The sequence below is a fragment of the Phenylobacterium sp. Root1290 genome (genome assembly GCF_001425305.1).
GTDB lineage: Bacteria > Pseudomonadota > Alphaproteobacteria > Caulobacterales > Caulobacteraceae > Phenylobacterium.
This window is the reverse complement of record NZ_LMEE01000001.1, coordinates 110,752-125,246: the sequence shown is the minus strand read 5'-3', so window position 1 is coordinate 125,246 and position 14,495 is coordinate 110,752. Positions and strand designations below refer to the sequence as shown.

The window sequence follows — 14,495 nt, the reverse complement described above, 5'->3', positions numbered from 1 at the left end:
CACCGCTCGCTGATTCCTGCGTTACAAGGCGGAATGGCTAAAGCCCGCATTCCGAAGACCGCTCGCTTCAACACCAAGTCCGTCCGGCCGCCCCAGGGGTTGCCGGATCGCGAGACCTTGCTCAAGTTCATCCGTGAGGCGGGCGAGACCGACAAGGCCGACATGGCCAAGGCCTTTGGCCTGAAGGGCGGCGATCGCCGCGCGCTCCGCGACATGGTCAAGCAATTGGAAGCTGAGGGCGCGCTGGGCAAGCGCGGCCGCAAGGGCTTTTCCGAGGCCGGCGCCCTCCCCCCTGTCGGCGTTGTCGACGTGGTCGAACGCGACCCGGACGGCGACCTGCTGGTCAAGCTGACCAAGGGCGAAGATGCGCCGCTGGTGCGGCTGGCGCCCGATCGCGCAGGCGCAATCGGAAGCGCGCCCGGCCTGGGCGACCGACTGCTGGTGCGGTTCGAGACGCTGGAGAACGGCGAGCTCGAGGCCCGCGTCATCAAGCGCCTCGGCCAAAGCGCCCACCGCATCCTCGGCGTCATCCGCAAGGCCAACAAGCAAGTGCGGGTCGAGCCTGTCGACCGCCGCTCCAAGGAAAGCCTGACCCTGGTCCCTGCCGAGGCCGCCAACCTGCACGACGGCGACCTCGTCCTGGCCCAGGTCACGGTGGAGGCCCGCTATGGCCCCAAGCGCGGCAAGGTGCTCGAGGTCGTGGGGCGCGAAGACCAGCCGCGGGCGGCGTCGCTGATCGCCATTCACAGCCACGGCATCCCGACCGGCTTCTCGCAGGACGCCGAGGCCGAGGCCGAAGCAGCGCAGGAAGCGACCCTGAAGGGCCGCGAAGATCTTCGCGCCGTGCCGCTTGTGACCATCGACCCGCCGGACGCGCGCGATCATGACGACGCGGTCTACGCCGAGCCCGACACCGATCCCAAGAACGAGGGCGGCTGGATCGTCTGGGTCGCAATCGCCGACGTGGCGGCGTACGTACGCTCGGATTCGGCCCTGGACCGTGAGGCCCGCGACAAGGGCAACTCGACCTATTTCCCCGACCGCGTCGAGCCGATGCTGCCCGAGCGGCTCTCAGCCGGACTCTGCTCGCTACGCCAGGGCGAGAACCGCGCCTGCGTGGCGGTGCGCATGGTGTTCGGGGCCGATGGGCGTAAGCGCTCGCACAAGTTCGTTCGCGGGCTGATGCGCTCGGCCGCCAAGCTCTCGTACGAACAGGCCCAGCGCGCCGTCGACGGGTTCCCGGACGATCAGACCAATCCCCTGCTGCAGCCGATCCTGAAGCCGCTGTGGGCCGCCTACGAGACCATGCTGAAGGGCCGCAGGGCGCGCTCGCCGCTGGCCATCGAGAGCCAGGAGCGGAAGATCGTCCTCAACGCCGAGGGCGAGGTCACTTCGATCACGCCGCGCGCCTCGCTTGAGGCGCACAAGCTGATCGAGGAGATGATGGTCCAGGCCAATGTCTGCGCCGCCGAAACCCTGGAGCAGAAGAAGAGCCCGCTGATCTACCGGATCCACGATGCGCCGAGCCAGGAAAAGGTCCAGTCGCTGGCCGAGTTCCTGCAGACCATCGGCATCGCCTGGAACAAGGGCGAAGCGCCGCGCACCGACCGGTTCAACAAGCTGCTGGGCGAGACCCGCGAGGGGCCGCACGCTGAGATCGTCAACGAAGTGGTGCTGCGCACCCAGATGCAGGCGATCTACTCGACCGAGAACATCGGCCACTTCGGCCTGAACCTCGACCGCTATGCACACTTCACCTCGCCGATCCGCCGCTATGCCGACCTGGTCGTGCACCGGGCGCTGATCCGGGCGCTGGGACTGGGCGACGACGGCCTCACCGACCGCGACATCGCGCAAATGAAGGACACCGCCGAGCGGATCACCGGCACTGAGCGTCGCTCAATGGCCGCCGAGCGGGACGCCACCGACCGCTATGTCGCCGCATTCCTGGCCGACCGCGTGGGCGCGGAGTTCTCCGGGCGGATCACCGGCGTCACGCGCTTTGGCCTGTTCATCCGGCTTGATGAAACCGGCGCCGACGGCCTCGTGCCGGTCTCCACCCTGGGCGGCGAGTTCTTCGTGCACGACGACAAGGCGCATGCCCTGGTCGGCGAGCGCACCGGCCGCCGCTGGCCGCTGGGCATGCGGGTCCAGGTCGAGTTGAAGGAAGCCACCCCCATCACCGGCGGGCTGCTCTTCGAGATGATCAGCGATCCCCTGCCGGTCGATCCGACTGCACCGCGGCCGCGGCTGGGCGTGCGGGCGCGCACGCCCTTCACCGGCCCCAAGCGCGGCGGCGGCGCAGGCAAGGCGCCGCCCAAGCGCGGCAAGCGGCGCTAGGCGGACGCCATACAGGCGATCACCAGGCCGGTGCAGACATCATTGTGGCGCTGGCGTACGGCCGACAGGCGCACAGCGCCCGGCTGGCCGCAGATCATGAGTTCCACCTGCCCCGCATGGGTCTCGGCGGCTCCCTGAAGCAAGGCGCTCATATCCTTCTCGAAGGTCTGACGAGACGCCGGCGCAACGAGGTCTCCCATCCTGGCGCCGAGCACCTCGGACTCCTGCGCCCCGATGAGGCGACAGAAGGCGGCATTGGCTTGCTGAACGAACCCCATCGGGTTCACCACCAGCTGCCCGATCAGATCCAGTCCTTCGACCGCCTGCTCCCGGGCGCGTTTTGCCGCGAGGTCCTGGCGCAGGTCGAATAGCTCGGTGAGCTGGCAGAAAGTCAGGCCGACGCCATCGCCAAGCGGGAACGCCTTGCTCTCGTAGAACCGGTGCTGATTGAAGAACCCGCGGGACTCGAACTGCAGCGCTTCTCCGGTGCGCAACACGCGGCGCAGGCGATCGGCCAACAGCTTCCCTTGCTCCCCGAATTCTGGGTCGTCGATCAGCCTGCCAACCAACTCCTGGGGCAAGTGGCCTGCGCTCGAGACGGCCACTTGGTTGAGGAAGCGAACTTTCAGATCACGGTCGAAGACCATGAATCCCTCGAACATGTTGGCGAGGAAGCTCGCGCGGGCCAGATCGATGAAATCCTCCGCCGCCTCGGCCGGCTGCTCGGCGGCGTTCTCGCTCAGCCTGACGAACTCCTCCGCCGAGAGCAGGACGAGGCGCGGGCGTCCATGGTGGGTGACGAGAACCGGCTCCTGCATGGCCCGGTCCTGCCAATGTCCGAAATTGCGACTGATCTCCGCCGCCGTGGTCTTCGCGCCCGGCTTCTCAAAGCGTGTCAGCACGCAGGAATCTCCTCGGTCAAACAGCCAACCGTGCGGTGAAGGTTGTTTACTGAATGCTACTTGACACTGCGCTCTAGGGTCGCAGGCAAAGTTCCTTATTTTTCATAATGCTATGAGAATTTCGCATCATCGATCTTGATCACCGAACACGGCGCGATTCGTTGCGACCCGAGCATCGGACGTCTGACCAGCGCGATGTCCCGCCGGTGCTGGCGCCGACGCCCCTGAATTCGGATCCGAGCGTTCCTAGGCCGCCGCTGGCTGCAGCGCCGCCAGGAACCCCTGCTTGGTCAGGGTTATTCGGTCCTGATCCAGATCGCGTAGGCAGTCCTTGGCGCGCAGGGTCTCGAATGCATGGTCCAGGCGTTCGGGATTGTAGCCACGCAGGACGGCGGCTTCGTGCACCGCGGCCCAGGAAATCGCTTCGCCGGGCCAGATGTCGAAGGTGCGCACTGCGGCCAGCACAGCGCGTTCCGCGTCATCGAGGATCAACAGGCGCGGAGCGCTCGGCACGAACTCGACGACCTCGCCGGCCGGCTCGGGAGCTTGTGCTGGAATGGTCAGGTCCTCGAGCATGCCGCGGGCGATCTCCGCCTCGCCCATGACGACCCGGTCGGCGCCGTGGGCGAACAGGTGGGCGGCCTCCGCGTCTGAATGGGCCCGCGCAATGATCTCCAGGCTGGCGTTCGCCTTGCGGGCATGGTCGACCACGCCGCCGCATTCGAAGCCATCGGCGACCGCGACATACATGCGCGCCGCCCGCGGCACGCCGGCCGCCTCCAGCACGCGGGTTTCGACGGCCGAGCCGATGATGACCTCATAGCCCTGCTCGGCCGCCTTGGCCGCGAACTCCGGCTCGGCCTCCACCAGCACGAAGGGCGTGGTATGCGCCTTGAGGCCTGCAGTGACCGCCTGGCCAACGCGGCCGTAACCGACGACCACTACGTGGCCGCTAAGCGCGGTAGGCGCCAGATCGTTGGCGGGCTCCGGCTCGGGCGCGACCGGTGCGGGCGCGGTCGGCTCGGCCGGCGCTGCCTTCGGCGCGCGGGTGGCGAAGGCGAAAATCAACGGGTTGAGCATGATCGAGAAGATTGCGCCCGCCAGAATGAGGTCGCGCCCTTCCCGCGGCAGGATCTCAAGGTCGACCCCCAATCCAGCGAGAATAAACGAGAATTCGCCGATCTGGGCCAGGCTGGCGGCGACGGTGATCGCCGTCGTGTCCGAACGCTTGAACAGCTTGAGGATGGCGTAGGCGGCCAACGACTTGCCGATGATCACAATGGCGAGGACGGCCAGGACGGTGAGCGGGTTAGCCAGCACGACAAAGGGATTGAACAGCATCCCCACCGAGACGAAGAACAGCACTGCGAAGGCGTCGCGCAGAGGCAGCGTCTCCTCGGCCGCGCGGTGGCTAAGCTCGGATTCCGCCAGGATCATGCCCGCGAAGAAGGCGCCCAGGGCGAAGGAGACCCCGAACAGCATGGCCGCGCCGAAGGCGATGCCCAAGGCGATGGCGAACACCGCCAGCCGGAACAGCTCCCGAGATCCGGTATGGGCGACGTAGTGCAGCAGCCAAGGCACAGCCCGGCGCGCAACGATCAGCATGAAGGCGACGAAGCCGCCGACCTTCAGCAGGGTGATTCCCAGCGGCACGCCCCAGGCCGTCAGCGGATCGGCGGCCCCTTCGCCAGCCTTCATCGCGCCCGCCAGAGCCGGCAGCAGGACCAGCGCCAGGACCATCGCCAGATCCTCGACGATCAGCCAGCCGACCGCGATCTTGCCTCGCTCTGTCTGCACGAGACGCCGCTCCTGCAGCGCGCGTAGCAGCACCACCGTCGAAGCGACCGATAGCGCCAATCCGAAGACCAGACCTGCCATCAGCGGCCATCCGAGCAAGGCCGAGAGCCCGATGCCGAGGATCGTCGCCACACCCATCTGCGCCAGGGCGCCAGGCACGGCGATCTTGCGCACCGCCAGCAAATCCTTGAGCGAGAAGTGCAACCCCACCCCGAACATCAGCAGGATGACGCCGATCTCCGCCAGCTCGTTGGCGATCTTCTGATCGGCCACGTAGCCCGGCGTGAACGGCCCGACGATCACCCCCGCCAGCAGATAACCCACCAATGGTGAAAGCCTCAGGCGCTGGGCGAGCGCACCGAGGACAAAGGCGGCCACAAGGCCCGCAACGATGGTGGCGATCAGCGGCGTATGATGGGGCATGTGCCTCCGTGGAGAGTTGTCAGGGGTTCCCACCGTGGAAATTGCGACGCCGGGCCTTCAGATCAACCAGAAATGATCACTCCGGTCGGACACATCAGCGTCATCGCAGGCTTCCACGTCAGATTTTGCGGGGTCCGGACAGCGCCAGGAGCAACCAGGCCGCCAGAGCCCAGCTGGCGCCCAGCACCCAGCCGCCCAACACGTCGGTCGGCCAATGCACGCCCAGATAGACCCGGCTGACCCCGACCCCGAGCACGGCGATGATCGCGAGCCCATAGATCAGGGCCTTGGTGCGCCGACGCGGCTCGACGCTCGCCACCACCGTGGCCAGGGTCAGGAACACCGCCGCGGCCATCGCCGAGTGCCCCGATGGAAAACTGTGCGAGTAGACATAGCTGCCGTGCGCCACCAACGACGGGCGCTCGCGCTCATAGAGGCCTTTGAGCAGCTCGCTGGAGATCTGCGCGGCGATCACCGTCCCCGCGAAGATCAGCGCCTCTCGCCGGCGTTGGTGGAAGACGAGCAGCAGCGTCGCCACGATGGTCAGCAGAGTCAGCACCGTGAACCCGCCAAGCGCGGTGACGTCGCGGACCGCCTCCTCCAGCCAGCCAGGCCCCACCGGATCGGCGGGCCGGCCCGGCGTGCGCATCGCCAGGAGCAGGCTCTGATCGAGGGCCTCGGTCTCGCCCTCGGATACTTCGTCCGCCACCGAAAGAAAAAGCCACGGCGCGCCGACCAGGGCCAACAGCAGGACCAGGGTCCGCGTCTCCAGCTTTCCGAAAAGGGATTTCAGACGGTCGATCATGCGTAACCTTCGTTCGAGCTCGACTGTGTGAACACGCCGGTCCGCCGCGCGATCCGAAGTTGACGCTACGTCGCCGTTCCCAGGACTCAGATCGAGTCATACAGTTGTTTCATGACCACCACCGTCGTTCCGACCAACCGCCCGCCCGAAGGCGGCCGCATGCGGGCCCCCGGCGCCCGCGCCGTGAAGCCGCGCAACGCTGCGACCCTGCTCATCGTGCGGCGCGACCGCAGCAAGCCGCAGGTGCTGATGGGCAAGCGCCACAGCGGCCACGACTTCATGCCGAACCTCTGGGTCTTCCCGGGCGGCCGAATCGACCGCAGCGACTTTCGCGCGCCCTTCGCGACCGACCTCAAGCCCGACGTCGCTGCGCGGTTCGAGGCGCACATCCCGATGAACCGCGGCCGCGCCCTGGCGCTCACCGCCATCCGCGAGACCTACGAAGAAGCAGGCCTGCTTCTGGCCAAGCAGGCGCCGGCCCGTCCAGTGGCCGGGCCCTGGCGCGAATTCGCAGCCGAAGGCGCCGCGGCGGACCTGGAGGCCCTTGAGATCGTCGCGCGCGCCGTGACGCCGCCGATGCTGGCCAAGCGCTTCGACACCTGGTTCCTGATGGCCGACGCCGAGCGGCTGATCAGCCTGGAGCGCCGCCCCGACTGCGGGGAACTGGAAGAAATCGCCTGGGTCGACTTCGACGAAGCCATCGCCCTGCCCTTGCCTGCCGTCACTCGTACGGTGATCGGCGAGGCCATCCAGCGGCTGGAGGACCCAGATCGCCCGCGTCCGTTCATGCGCTTCGGAGTCGGCGCGACGCGAGTGAGCCACCTCTAAGCATCCGAACATTTCAAATGAGAATTGTTCTCAACTAGCTTGCGTTGAGTTCCTGGCCTTGTTAGTGCGACCCGCTACCAGCACTTGCGAGGAAACAAATCTTGTCGGCTTCGGAGCTCGTGGACGCCAAGGCGGCCATCGACGAGGAAAAGGCCAAGGCCAAGCGTAAGGCCCAGCGCCGTGCCGCCCTGATGCGTCAGATGGTCAAGTGGCACTGGATCAGCGCCGCCGTCTGCCTGATAGGCATGCTGCTCTTTGCGATCACAGGCATCACCCTCAACCACGCCGGCGCCATCGAGGCCAAACCGAATACGGTCGAGGTCGAGGGTCAGCTTCCGCCCGAACTGCTGAGCGTCGCCAAGGCCGCCCAGGCCGAGCAAGGCGCCCTGCCCGACCCCATCCGCGCCTGGCTGGCCAAGGACATGGGCGTCAAGGCTCCAAAAGCCGCGGCCATCGAGTGGTCGGATGAAGAAGCCTATGTCTCCCTGCCGCGCCCCGGCGGCGACGGCTGGGTGACCTTCGACGCCGGCACCGGCGCGGTCGTACACGAGAACACCAGCCGCGGCCCGGTCGCCTACCTCAACGATCTCCACAAGGGCCGTAACACCGGTGCGGCCTGGAGCCTGTTCATCGACATCTTCGCCCTTGGCTGCGTGGTGTTCTGCATCACCGGCCTGGTGCTGCTGCAACTGCACTCCAAGGCCCGCAAGATCACCTGGCCTCTCGTCGGGCTGGGCCTTGCCATTCCGCTGATCCTCGCCCTCATCTTCATTCACTGACCGGAGACGACATGCGCCTGCCGATCTACACCGCAGCCTTCACGGGCCTGATGGCGGGCCCCGCGCTCGCGGCGGATCTCGAGCTCAGCCTGGAAATCCCGCGCCTGAACGTGGCCGAGTACCATCGCCCGTACGTCGCGGTCTGGATCGAGAATCCTGACAAGACCGCGGTGAAGACCCTGGCCGTCTGGTACGACGTCAAGCTGAAGAACCAGGAAGGCCAGAAGTGGCTCAAGGACATGCGCCAGTGGTGGCGCCGCGCCGGCCGCGACATGACCCTTCCCGCCGACGGGATCAGCGCCGCGACCCGTGCGCCCGGCAAGCATCAAGTCGTGTTCAAGGGCGGCGCCGCACCGCTGGGGACCCTGCCGGCCGGCCAGTACAACATCGTCGTCGAAGCGGCCCGTGAGGTCGGCGGCGTCGAAGTGCTGCGGGCTCCGTTCCAATGGCCGCCCAAGGCTCGCGCCACGTCCTCCGCCAAGGGGGCCAGCGAACTCGGCGCCATCAGCGTCACCGTCAAGCCGTAGAGGATAGAAGCATGCACATGATCCGTCGCGGCGCCCTGGCCGCCGTCTCCGTCGTCGCCATCCTGGCGATCCCGGCCGCCGCCAGCGCGCACCGCCAGTGGCTTCTGCCCTCGGCGACCGTCCTGTCGGGCACCGATCCGTGGATCACGGTCGACGCGGCCGTCTCCAACGACCTCTTCTACTTCGACCATGTCCCGATGCGCCTCGACGGCATCTCGGTCATCGCGCCGGACGGCTCGAAGGGCGAGATCAAGAACGGCGCGACCGGCAAGTACCGCAGCACCTTCGACGTCCAGTTGAGCCAGCCGGGCACCTACAAGATCGCCAATGTCAGCGACGGCGTCGGCGCCTCGTACAAGCAGGGCGGCGAGCAGAAGCGCTGGCGTGGCCCGGCCGCCGACCTGGCGACCGCGATCCCGAAGGACGCGACGGACGTGAAGGTCACGGAGAACGCCCGCCGGCTGGAAGTCTTCGCCACCCGGGGCTCGCCGACCAAGGAAGCTCTGAAGCTGACCGGCAGGGGTCTGGAGCTGGATCCCGTCACCCACCCGAACGACCTGGTGGCCAGCGAGCCGGCGACCTTCAAGCTGGTCATCGACGGCAAGCCCGCGGCCGACGTCGAGGTGGAAGTCGTCGCCGGCGGCAACCGCTACAGCGCCTCCACCACCGAACTGAAGCTGAAGACCGACGCCCAGGGCGCGTTCACGGTGAAGTGGCCGGCGGCCGGCATGTACTGGCTGGAAGCCTCCGTCCGCGGCGGTCAAAGCAGCATCCCCGGCGCCGAACGCAGCGCCGCCTACGTGACGACCCTGGAAGTCCTGCCCGACTGATGACGCGGGTCGCTGTTCCGCTGGAGCTCTCGCCGCAGGCCCTTCGGCCACGCGGCGAGCATCCGGTCGAATTCGGCGGTCCGACCATGGGCGTCGTCTGGAGCGTCAAGGCCTTCGCCCCCGCCAGCCTGGACGTGGAGCCGATCCGCGCCAAGGTCCAGGCGCTGCTCAACGGCGTCATCGCCCAGATGAGCAACTGGGAGCCCGCCTCCCAGCTCTCCCAGTTCAATCACGCGCCGGCCGGCGCGTGGCTGGATCTTCCGCCAGGCTTTCTGCACGTCATGCAGCGCGCCCTGCTCTGGGCCGAGCTCAGCGGCGGCGCATTCGATCCGGCCGCCGGTCGGCTGGTCGACCTATGGGGCTTCGGCCCTCCCGGACCGGTCTCCACCCCGCCGACTGCAGCGCAAATCGAAGCCGCGATGGCCACCGGGGGCTGGGATCGGCTGGCCTTGACCGGAGCGCGGATGTTCCAACCCGGCGGCCTGCATCTGGACCTGTCGGGCATCGCCAAGGGCTTTGGCGTCGACGATGTGTCACGCGCCCTCTCTCACCTGGGACTGGCCGACCACCTAGTGGAGATCGGCGGCGAGCTTCGTGGCGCTGGCGTCAAGCCGGACGGCGAGCCGTGGCTGGTGGAGATCGAGACGCCCCCAGACGCGGCCTTCCCGGCCGGGCCGATTCGCGTGGCGCTCCACGGCCTCTCCATCGCGACCTCGGGCGATTATCGCCGCTTCCTCGATCATGACGGCCGTCGCTACAGCCACACGCTCGACCCGCGAATCGGCCGCCCCATCGCCAACGGACTGCGCTCGGTCAGCGTTATCGCAGCCGAGTGCATCGACGCCGACGCGCTCTGCACCGCGCTGAGCGTCCTGGGCCCGCGAGAGGGCCTCGACTTCGCCGTCCGGCATGAGGTCGCGGCCCATTTCCTGGTGGACACGGGCGAGGGTTTGAGCGAGATCGTCACCCCCGCCCTTGAGGCGATGCTGGCCTGAGCCAGGACACCCGCGGATTTTCCCAAGGCCGCATTGACTTTGGGTTCGAGATTCGTATTGTCCGCGGCTCTTTAGAACACCTGCCGGTCCGACCGGCCCCGCGAGGACCGACCATGGCGAAGCCCGCCTCCATCAAGATCCGCCTGAACTCGTCGGCTGACACCGGCTACTTCTACGTGACCAAGAAGAACGCCCGCACCAAGACCGAAAAGCTGGTCATGATGAAGTACGACCCGGTCGTGCGGAAGCATGTCGAGTTCAAAGAAGGCAAGATCAAGTAGGCTTTCTCCAGACCTCCAGTCTGTGAAAACGCCCGGCTGCCAAGCCGGGCGTTTTTCGTTTGGGATGCGCGGCGTCGCGCGACATGTCCCCGCCCCGCCGCATGGGGTAATGTTTCGCCATGACGCCTCTGGATCTCAGCATCCGTAGCTATGGCGAGGACCGCGGCCCCGACAGCCACAGCTTCGACCAGTTGGTGCTGCCGCTCAGCGGGGCGCTGGAACTGGACATCGGCGGCCTCGGCGGCCGGCTGGCCATCGGCCGCGCGGCGTTCGTCATGGCCGGCACGCCGCACTCGACGATGAGCGACCGGGCCAATCGCTCGATCATCCTCGACCTGCATCTCGCCCACACCGCCCCGCAGATCGCCGAACGCCTGGTCAAGGCGCCATTCCTGAGCCTGACGCCCGCCGCGTCCAAGTTGATCGACTACATGGGCCTGATGGCCGGCGAAGGCCGCGCCTCGCAGTCCGCCATCGCCCTATGGACGCCTCTTCTGATCGACGCGCTTGGCCAGGCCCCAGCGAGCGGCGCCGGCCGTCTGGCCCGCCTTGCCGCGCAGGTCGAGGCCGAGCCGGGCCTGCCCTGGACCGCAGCGATGATGGCGGAACGCGCCGCGATCAGCGCCAGCCGGTTGCATGCGCTCTTCCAGGCCGAGCTGGGCACGAGCCCTCGAGCCTGGCTCAGCGAGCTGCGCCTGCATCGCGCGCGCCAGTGGCTGTCGGCCTCGCCCTGCTCCATCGCAGAGGTCGCCCACCGCTGCGGCTATGGCGATCAGAGCGCCCTGACGCGCGCCATGCGCCGGGCGACGGGAATGACGCCGGCCGCCTATCGCCGCCAAGAACGCGAGACGCGGACAAAAAGCTAATAGCCTCGGCCCAAGACCTCCCGCGCTTTCCGTGGCATCCCCTCCCCCATGACGGGACAAGGCCGGACATTGCTGGGCGTCGGGTGTGGGCTGACCGCGGGCGCGCTGTGGGGACTGGTGTTCCTCGCCCCGGAGCTCGCGTCGCAGTTCACGCCCCTCCAGTTGGCGGCCGGACGATATCTCGCCTACGGGGCCTTCGCTGCGGCGCTGCTGGCGCCCCGCTGGCGATCTGTGACCGCCGCCATTGGCCGCCGCGAGTGGTTGGCCCTCAGCTGGCTCAGCGTCCTGGGCAACACCCTCTACTACGTGCTGCTGGCCAGCGCCGTTCAGCTAGGCGGCGTGGCCATGACTTCAGTGGTCGTCGGCTTCCTGCCCGTGGCGGTCACGGTGATCGGCAGCCGCGATCATGGCGCGGTCCCCCTGCCCAGGCTGATCCCCTCCCTGATCCTCGGTGCTGGCGGCGTCGCCTTCATCGCCTGGCAATCGATGGAAGCCGCCGCGCCAGGCTCGGAGGCGCAGGCTCTGCTCGGTTTGCTCTGCGCCATCGGCGCCCTGGCCTCGTGGACCGCCTACGCCGTCTGGAACGGCCGCTGGCTGTCGCGGCTGGAGCACGTCTCGGCGCCCGACTGGAGCCTGCTGACGGGCGTGGCCACGGGCGCCCAGGCGATCGTACTGGCGATCGCGGCGCTGTTGATCGGGACGAGCGCCCATGCCCCAGCCGAGTGGGTGCGGTTCGTCGCCGTCTCGGCGGGCGTCGCGATCCTGGCCTCTATCGTCGGCAACGCCTTCTGGAACCGGGCGAGCCGGCTGCTGCCCCTGACGCTGGTCGGGCAGATGATCCTGTTCGAGACCCTGTTCGCGCTGCTCTACGGCTTTCTTTGGGAGCAGCGGCTGCCGACGGTCGCCGAGTCGGCCGCGATCGCCCTGATGGTCGCCAGCGTCGTCACCTGCGTCTCAGCCCATCGCCCGCGCCAAGGAGCATCCCATGCACAAGATCAGCAGGCCTGACGAACCAGCGGCGGCCGAGATCGCCTTCGAGGACTTCGCCAAGGTCGACATTCGCGTCGGCACGGTGCTGACCGCGGATCCCTTCCCCGAAGCGCGCAAGCCCGCCTATCGCCTTACGATCGACTTCGGCCCAACGATCGGTGTGAGGAAGAGCTCGGCGCAGATCACCGACCTCTACAGCTTGGACGAGCTCGTCGGCCGGACGGTGATGGCCGTGGTGAACTTCCCGCCGCGCCAGATCGGACCCGTGCGGTCCGAAGTGCTGGTTCTTGGCTTTCCCGACGATGAGGGCCACATCGTGCTGGCCGCACCGGGCCTGGCCGTACCGAACGGGGCGCGCCTGGCCTGAGCGGCCCTAGGCGGCGCGGGCGACGACCTTGTTGCGGCCGTGGGCCTTGGCTTCGTAGACGGCCTCGTCGGAGCGCTTGAGCAAGGCTTCAGGCTTGTCGCCCTCGCCGAGCGTGGCGGCCACCCCGACCGAGATCGTGACAGTCAGCAGTTCGGAACCGCCCATGACCCGGAAGGGCGAGCCGGCGACATGCAGCCGGATGCGCTCGGCGATCCGTTCGGCGTCTTCCAGCTTGGTGTCCGGCATCACTACGACGAACTCTTCGCCGCCAAAGCGACACGGCAGATCGATCGCCCGAACATTGGAGGCCAGCCGCACCGCGAACTCGCGAAGCACCTCGTCGCCGACATCGTGGCCGTAACCGTCGTTGATCTTCTTGAAGTGGTCGATGTCGATCAGCAGGCACGCGACCGGATCACCGCCGTGGGTCGCCCGGCGTACGAGCGCCTCGAGCTGACCGTTCATGTAGCGGCGGTTATGCAGGCCGGTGAGCTGATCGGTGACCGCCAGCTCCAGCGAGTGATCGAGATTATCGCGCAGGTAGTCGGTGTAGCGCTTGCGGCGGATCTGGGTGCGCGCGCGGGCAGCCAGTTCCTGCGGATCGATCGGCTTGGACAGGATGTCGTTAACGCCGATCTCCAACGCCTTGACCAGCCGCGAGCGTTCGTCGAAGTCGACGATGGCCAGGATCGGCAGGTGACGAGTGGCCTCGTCGGACCGCAGTTGGGCGGCGAAGCGCAGACCATCGAAGGCCCGCGCGGTCGCGTTGACGATGATCAGGTCGACCGGCCCCTTGGCCGTCATCAACGCTTTCTCGGGATCGGCCTCGATCACCGGGCGATGTTCGATGGCGAGTTCAGTCGCCACGCGCTGGGCCTGCCGCTCGTGATCGTCGACGATCAGGATGCGGCCGCCGGCGCCGCCGAGCCGCGAAGCCGCGCCGGCGATCACGCCCATGCGGCGTCCCGAGGCCTCGCGGTCGCGAAGCTCGTCGATCACCATCTTGAGCCGGGTCAGACTGCGCACGCGGGCGAACAGCATGACGTCGTCGATCGGCTTGGTGAGGAATTCGTCGGCGCCGGACTCCAGTCCGGCGATGCGGTCGGCGCGACCGTCCAGGGCGGTGACCAGCACCACGGGCACGTGGCGCGTTTCCGGATCGTCCTTGAGGCGGCGGCAGACCTGGAACCCGTCCATGCCCGGCATCATCACGTCGAGCAGGACGATGTCCGGCTTTTCCTTCGCGGCGATGGCGAGCGCGGTCGGCCCGTCGCTGGCCGTCAGGACATCGTAGTATTCCGCCGTCAGCTTGGCTTCCAGCAGACGAACGTTGGCTTCGATGTCATCGACGACGAGGATACGGGCGGACATTTTGGGAACTAGCTCAGCAAGCGCCGGATAGTATCGAGAAAGTGCGACACGGAAATCGGTTTCGACAGATAGGCCTCGCAGCCACCCTCTCGAATCCGCTCCTCGTCACCCTTCATCGCGAAGGCCGTGACCGCAACGACCGGAATCGCCGCCAGTTCGTCGTCCTCCTTCAGCCACTTGGTGACCTCCAGACCGGAGATCTCAGGAAGCTGGATATCCATCAAAATCAGGTCCGGACGATGCTCACGCGCCAACGCAAGCGCCTGCAGCCCCTCGCGGGTTTGAAGAGTTTCGTAGCCTTGGGCATCGAGCAGATCATGAAAGAGTTTCATGTTCAGCTCGTTATCCTCGACGATGAGGACCTTCTTGGCCATTTTCGTCTCGACAATGCTTC

Annotated in this window: 15 protein-coding genes; 10 read left to right on the top strand and 5 right to left on the bottom strand. The window is 67.3% G+C overall.

Annotated elements, in window-relative coordinates:
* Positions 1-33 precede the first annotated feature (33 nt).
* The gene (rnr, locus tag ASC79_RS00615) at positions 34-2,340 is read left to right on the top strand and encodes a ribonuclease R (RefSeq protein WP_056018227.1); all 2,307 of its coding nucleotides are present in this window, start codon (positions 34-36) and stop codon (positions 2,338-2,340) included.
* Here the strand turns inward: rnr and ASC79_RS00610 are convergent.
* From ASC79_RS00610 to ASC79_RS00600, 3 genes are all read right to left on the bottom strand, one after another.
* Positions 2,337-3,242 (bottom strand): type II toxin-antitoxin system prevent-host-death family antitoxin, encoded by a 906-nt coding sequence (locus ASC79_RS00610; RefSeq protein ID WP_056018225.1) that lies wholly within the window; start codon positions 3,240-3,242, stop codon positions 2,337-2,339. The two genes, rnr and ASC79_RS00610, sit on opposite strands and share 4 nt — an antisense overlap.
* 246 nt (positions 3,243-3,488) lie before the next feature.
* A complete protein-coding gene (ybaL, locus tag ASC79_RS00605; protein WP_082531879.1) occupies positions 3,489-5,462 on the bottom strand; it encodes a YbaL family putative K(+) efflux transporter in 1,974 nt (657 codons plus the stop codon).
* 118 nt (positions 5,463-5,580) lie between these two features.
* Positions 5,581-6,267 (bottom strand): phosphatase PAP2 family protein, encoded by a 687-nt coding sequence (locus ASC79_RS00600; RefSeq protein ID WP_056018223.1) that lies wholly within the window; start codon positions 6,265-6,267, stop codon positions 5,581-5,583.
* 111 nt (positions 6,268-6,378) lie between these two features.
* On the opposite strand from ASC79_RS00600, the gene ASC79_RS00595 reads away from it, so the two are divergent.
* The 9 genes from ASC79_RS00595 to ASC79_RS00555 all read left to right on the top strand — a co-directional run bounded on the left by ASC79_RS00595 (position 6,379) and on the right by ASC79_RS00555 (position 12,730).
* Positions 6,379-7,095: an NUDIX domain-containing protein gene (locus ASC79_RS00595; protein ID WP_056018221.1), complete on the top strand. Its 717-nt coding sequence runs from the start codon at positions 6,379-6,381 to the stop codon at positions 7,093-7,095.
* A gap of 101 nt (positions 7,096-7,196) precedes the next feature.
* Positions 7,197-7,874: a PepSY-associated TM helix domain-containing protein gene (locus tag ASC79_RS00590; protein ID WP_235528693.1), complete on the top strand. Its 678-nt coding sequence runs from the start codon at positions 7,197-7,199 to the stop codon at positions 7,872-7,874.
* Between the two features lie 11 nt (positions 7,875-7,885).
* Complete coding sequence (locus ASC79_RS00585) at positions 7,886-8,401, top strand: DUF2271 domain-containing protein (protein ID WP_056018219.1); 516 nt, start codon at positions 7,886-7,888, stop codon at positions 8,399-8,401.
* Between the two features lie 11 nt (positions 8,402-8,412).
* Positions 8,413-9,231: a DUF4198 domain-containing protein gene (locus ASC79_RS00580; RefSeq protein WP_156378295.1), complete on the top strand. Its 819-nt coding sequence runs from the start codon at positions 8,413-8,415 to the stop codon at positions 9,229-9,231.
* On the top strand, positions 9,231-10,226 hold the full coding sequence (locus ASC79_RS00575) for an FAD:protein FMN transferase (RefSeq protein WP_056018217.1): 996 nt from the start codon (positions 9,231-9,233) through the stop codon (positions 10,224-10,226). The genes ASC79_RS00580 and ASC79_RS00575 overlap by 1 nt, the downstream gene beginning before the upstream one ends.
* A 113-nt stretch (positions 10,227-10,339) precedes the next feature.
* A complete protein-coding gene (rpmG, locus tag ASC79_RS00570; RefSeq protein ID WP_056018215.1) occupies positions 10,340-10,507 on the top strand; it encodes a 50S ribosomal protein L33 in 168 nt (55 codons plus the stop codon).
* A gap of 119 nt (positions 10,508-10,626) precedes the next feature.
* Positions 10,627-11,373 (top strand): AraC family transcriptional regulator, encoded by a 747-nt coding sequence (locus ASC79_RS00565; protein ID WP_056018212.1) that lies wholly within the window; start codon positions 10,627-10,629, stop codon positions 11,371-11,373.
* Positions 11,374-11,421: 48 nt separating this feature from the next.
* Positions 11,422-12,381, top strand: coding sequence for a DMT family transporter (locus tag ASC79_RS00560; RefSeq protein ID WP_056018210.1), 960 nt, complete (start codon positions 11,422-11,424; stop codon positions 12,379-12,381).
* A complete protein-coding gene (locus ASC79_RS00555) occupies positions 12,359-12,730 on the top strand; it encodes a tRNA-binding protein (protein WP_056018209.1) in 372 nt (123 codons plus the stop codon). The genes ASC79_RS00560 and ASC79_RS00555 overlap by 23 nt, the downstream gene beginning before the upstream one ends.
* Before the next feature lie 6 nt (positions 12,731-12,736).
* On the opposite strand, the gene ASC79_RS00550 is transcribed toward ASC79_RS00555, so the two are convergent.
* A complete protein-coding gene (locus ASC79_RS00550; RefSeq protein ID WP_056018207.1) occupies positions 12,737-14,101 on the bottom strand; it encodes a PleD family two-component system response regulator in 1,365 nt (454 codons plus the stop codon).
* Between the two features lie 8 nt (positions 14,102-14,109).
* Positions 14,110-14,475 carry a response regulator gene (locus ASC79_RS00545; RefSeq protein WP_056018205.1) on the bottom strand — a complete coding sequence of 122 codons (366 nt, stop codon included), beginning with the start codon at positions 14,473-14,475 and terminating at the stop codon, positions 14,110-14,112.
* Positions 14,476-14,495 lie beyond the last annotated feature (20 nt).